Here is a 4,295-nt window from a genome sequence, read left to right as displayed (position 1 = left end):
GTGGTGAGATGTGTTTCTCTTTCACGCGATGGACGGCATACGGTGTGTGGTACGGTCTCGTGGGTGCGTAGATATGTATATGGGGCGGTATATTTGGTTTCCTAAGCCGTCTAAAATATCTATCAGCTGCCCACTGGCTTGTTCAATTTTTCGTACTTGTTCAATTTTTCGTATTTGTTCAATTTTTCGTACTTGTTCAATTTTTCGTAAAAAGAGTGTTTTTTTTGATATCAAGAATTTGTGACTTTTTAAAAACCGTTATGCCATGGTGGTTTGTACAGCATGTGGCTGATTTTTGTCCATCTATTGATCCATATTGTTTGTAGAGTTCAATATTTATACTCCCAATTTAGATGTATACAGTAATGCAAACATAAACACTGGATGTAATAAATTAACGAGGCGAGACGCTTAGAAACTTTGGCATTTTCTAGAACCCCTCCAAAAAACAGGAAGTGCCTGTTAATGTTTCGTTGGGTCGGGCTAAAGGGAACGTTGTTAGTCGCTATCAACACTCAATAATATTCACAGCCAGTCCACCTCGGGCTGTTTCTTTGTATTTGGATTTCATGTCATTACCCGTTTCCCACATGGTTTTGATTACCTTGTCCAGCGATACCTTGTGATCACCGCTACCACGTAAGGCTAACCGTGATGCGTTAATAGCTTTGATTGAACCCATTGCATTACGCTCTATACATGGCACCTGCACCAAACCACCCACTGGATCACATGTCAAACCTAGATTATGTTCCATGCCTATTTCTGCGGCGTTTTCTACTTCGTTGACTGTGCCTCCTAGTATTTCAGTCAGAGCGCCTGCAGCCATAGAACAAGCTACACCCACTTCCCCTTGACACCCAACTTCAGCTCCTGAGATAGAAGCATTTTTTTTGTACAAAATGCCAATGGCGGCGGCAGTCAAAAAATACCGTGACACTATGTCTTCATCTACTGGGCGAACAAATTTGTCAAAGTAATGCAACACAGCTGGGATGATACCTGCAGCACCATTAGTTGGGGCGGTGACTACTTTTCCGCCTGCTGCATTTTCTTCATTCACTGCTAGGGCAAACAGGTTGACCCAATCCATAGCTTGCATTGGATCGGTACTATTTTCGTTTTGCAAGCGACGGTAAAGTTTAGGTGCGCGGCGAGTAACCTTTAATCCACCGGGCAGTATGCCTTCGTTTTTAATTCCGTTTTGTACACACTCTTTCATCACTTGCCATATGTGCCACAGTTTTTGTTTAATTTCGGTTTGAGTCTGAAACACTTGCTCATTTTTTAACATTAATGAACTAATACACAAACCATGGTCTTTACATAGACTGAGTAATTCCTCGGCTGAAGAGAATGGATAAGGCACTGGCTGTATGTCGTTTTGTAGTGCGCTGATTTTTTCTTTATGAAAATCTTCTTCTCGAAGAATAAACCCCCCACCAATGGAATAATAACTTTGACTTACAATGATTTGTTTCGCACTTAAGGCATGAAATGTCAGTCCATTTGCATGCAAGGGTAACGTTTTGCGTCGATGAAACACTATGGCTCCATCTCGAGTAAAGTTGATCGCTTTTTCACCGTTTAAGTCTAGTGTTTGCTTATCATTTACTCTGAGTAATAGTGCATCTACTAAGTTTATATCTATGGATTCTGGTGTGAGGCCTTGTAGCCCTAAAATCACTGCTTTTCCTGTGCCATGGCCTTTACCCGTTTGTCCCAGAGAGCCAAATAGTTCCACCTTAAGCTCATCTGTTTGCTCAAATAGACCTTGTTCTTTAAGTTGCAGACAAAACTCTCTGCCAGCACGCATGGGGCCGACTGTATGCGAACTGGAGGGGCCGATACCTATGCTGAACATATCAAAGACACTGATCATGGTTTTCTCTATTAAGTTAACTAAAAGCACGGATTGCTGGCGATTATTTAACGTTTTGTATTGCACTAGCGCATTTCTAATAAAGACAATAAGCAGCCTAAATAAGACACCATTGTATATTTAAAAGACATTAACAGCTAAATCAAAGATAGCGGGAGGCTTAAGCCAATTACAGTCTTTTTTAATTCAGTTCAGAATCAGATACACTATTTTCTGATAGGATTTTACTCGTAAAATCATCACTGCATTGCTCAGGTATAAGCCGTGGATGATATTGGTTCTCCTGACGTAAGGCTTTGACTAAGCCCCACATCATAATGATCATCACCATCGAAAACGGTAGGGCAACAATAATGGCTGCTGTTTGTAAAGCAGCAAGTCCACCCACGAGCAATAGGATTGCAGCCACGGCACCTTCACCTAAACCCCACAAGATTCGATGTCCAAGTGGTGGGTTTTCATCACCCATAGATAAAATAGTGGTAATGACTAAAGTGCCTGAATCAGAGGAGGTGATGAAATAAGTGGAAATTAATAAAGTGGCAGTAAAGGCCGCAAGAGTGCCGAAAAAACCATTATCGAGTTTTTCCAGGGTCACATATAGAGCGGTTGTGATATCGGAATTAACTGCGTCAACTATCCCTGCCTGACCAACAACCGCTACTAACTCACCACTTGCATCAGTAATCTGATGGAATAATTCCAAGTACAGTGCGTTACTACCAAATAAGGTTAGCCAGATAAAACCCAGTAAACTCGGCACCAGTAATACCCCGATAATAAACTCTCGAATGGTGCGTCCTTTAGACACTCGCGCGATAAACATGCCTACGAAAGGGGCCCAGGCCATCCACCATCCCCAATAAAAAGCAGTCCAAGATGATTGCCATTTGCTGTCGGTATAGGAGTCGGTCCACGTGCTCAACGACAACAGGTTACTCAAGTAGTCGCCGATATTTTGTATCAAACTACTCAACAGAAATCGAGTGGGGCCGAAACAAAGTAAAAACACAAGTACACCTGCAGTTAAACACATATTGACTTCAGATAGGATTTTGACGCCACGTCCCACGCCTGATACCACAGATAACGTAGCGATACTTGATATAACGCCAATGAGTAATATCTGGTTACCCAGAGATATGTCCATGCCAAACATAAGGTTAAGCCCTGTATTCATTTGGGTGACACCTAAGCCAAGTGATGTGGCAACGCCGAATACAGTACCAAATACCGCCAGAATATCTACGGTGTGACCTATTGGGCCATATATTTTATTGCCAATCAGCGGGTATAGCGAAGAGCGTATAGTTAAAGGTAATTTTTTACGATAACTAAAGTAGGATAACGACAGCCCTACAACTACGTAAATCGCCCAGGGATGAAGGCCCCAATGAAAAAAAGTTAAGCGCATGGCTATTTGTGCGGCCTCGGAGGTAAGACCTTGCTCAACAAAAGGATTGCTTTGAAAGTGGGTGATTGGCTCAGCGATAGACCAAAACATCAAACCTATACCCATACCTGCGCTAAACAGCATAGAAAACCAGGAAAAGTTACCGTACTCAGGTCGTGAATCATCGTCACCAAGGCGCAATTTGCCATGGCGACTGAAGGCTAACCATATACAGAAGAATAAAATCGAGGTGACTATGCCTATGTAATACCATTTTAGATAAGCTAAAATCCAATTCGAAATAGTATCAAAAAGTAGTGCAGAGGCTTCAGTAAAGAATATACCGGCTAATAAAAATATCATTACTAAGGCCATAGATGTAACAGATGTGACCGGATTCATGTTTTTCAATAGACCATACTTGGACATAGTGATAAACCAACCTAATTACGTTGAGGCAAAAAATATTACTATTTTTATGGTAGCTAAAAAAACAAACCAAAAAATAGTTACAGTTAAATCAGCAACTACTCCTTATATGCAAACAGCTTAACGAGATCATTTAGCTAAACATATTATTTAGTTGATGCTTTATTATTTGATTAGTTTTTATGTGTAGATAAAATGCATAGGTGCAGAATCATCTCAGAATTGTTTAAGTTGATGACAAAGATAAGCCAAGACTGACCTTTGTCATCACTCTAAACAATGTGTCTTGCCATGTGTCTAAAAGAAATCGTAAGACAGTCTCAATCCTACTGTGCGAGGACGGTTAGTCACAACCTTTGGCGTAAATTGCTGTGTATCAATATACAACACAGCACTTTCGTCAGTGAGGTTATCTATGTACAGCTCGGCTTTCCAGTCGTCTTTGGTGATGCCAACAGATACACTGGCAATCGCATAGCTTTCTTGAATGTAACGCCCACCTTGGAAAACGTCACCATTTGAGTCTTGAAATGATGTACCGTCATAAGTGGCTGCTTCATTTTGAATAGGTAAGCCTGAGCCAGTACCGTA

The 4,295-nt window shown here is 41.2% G+C and carries 3 protein-coding genes and 1 pseudogene; all 4 read right to left on the bottom strand.

Annotated features, from left to right (window positions below; genetic code table 11):
* Nucleotides 1–21 precede the first annotated feature (21 nt).
* Nucleotides 22–234 carry a hypothetical protein gene (locus QZ562_RS19960; protein WP_293764215.1) on the bottom strand — a complete coding sequence of 71 codons (213 nt, stop codon included), beginning with the start codon at nucleotides 232–234 and terminating at the stop codon, nucleotides 22–24.
* A 274-nt stretch (nucleotides 235–508) separates the two neighbouring features.
* Complete coding sequence (locus tag QZ562_RS19955) at nucleotides 509–1,882, bottom strand: L-serine ammonia-lyase (protein ID WP_293764218.1); 1,374 nt, start codon at nucleotides 1,880–1,882, stop codon at nucleotides 509–511.
* 181 nt (nucleotides 1,883–2,063) lie between these two features.
* Nucleotides 2,064–3,677 (bottom strand): BCCT family transporter, encoded by a 1,614-nt coding sequence (locus tag QZ562_RS19950; RefSeq protein ID WP_293764212.1) that lies wholly within the window; start codon nucleotides 3,675–3,677, stop codon nucleotides 2,064–2,066.
* A gap of 324 nt (nucleotides 3,678–4,001) precedes the next feature.
* Nucleotides 4,002–4,295 (bottom strand): annotated as a pseudogene (locus QZ562_RS19945) (TonB-dependent receptor); the annotation flags it as partial.

Source organism: uncultured Paraglaciecola sp. (assembly GCF_913058035.1).
Classification (GTDB): Bacteria; Pseudomonadota; Gammaproteobacteria; order Enterobacterales; family Alteromonadaceae; genus Paraglaciecola.
Note: the sequence above shows the minus strand (reverse complement) of the source record. Positions and strands in the feature narration are given on the sequence as shown.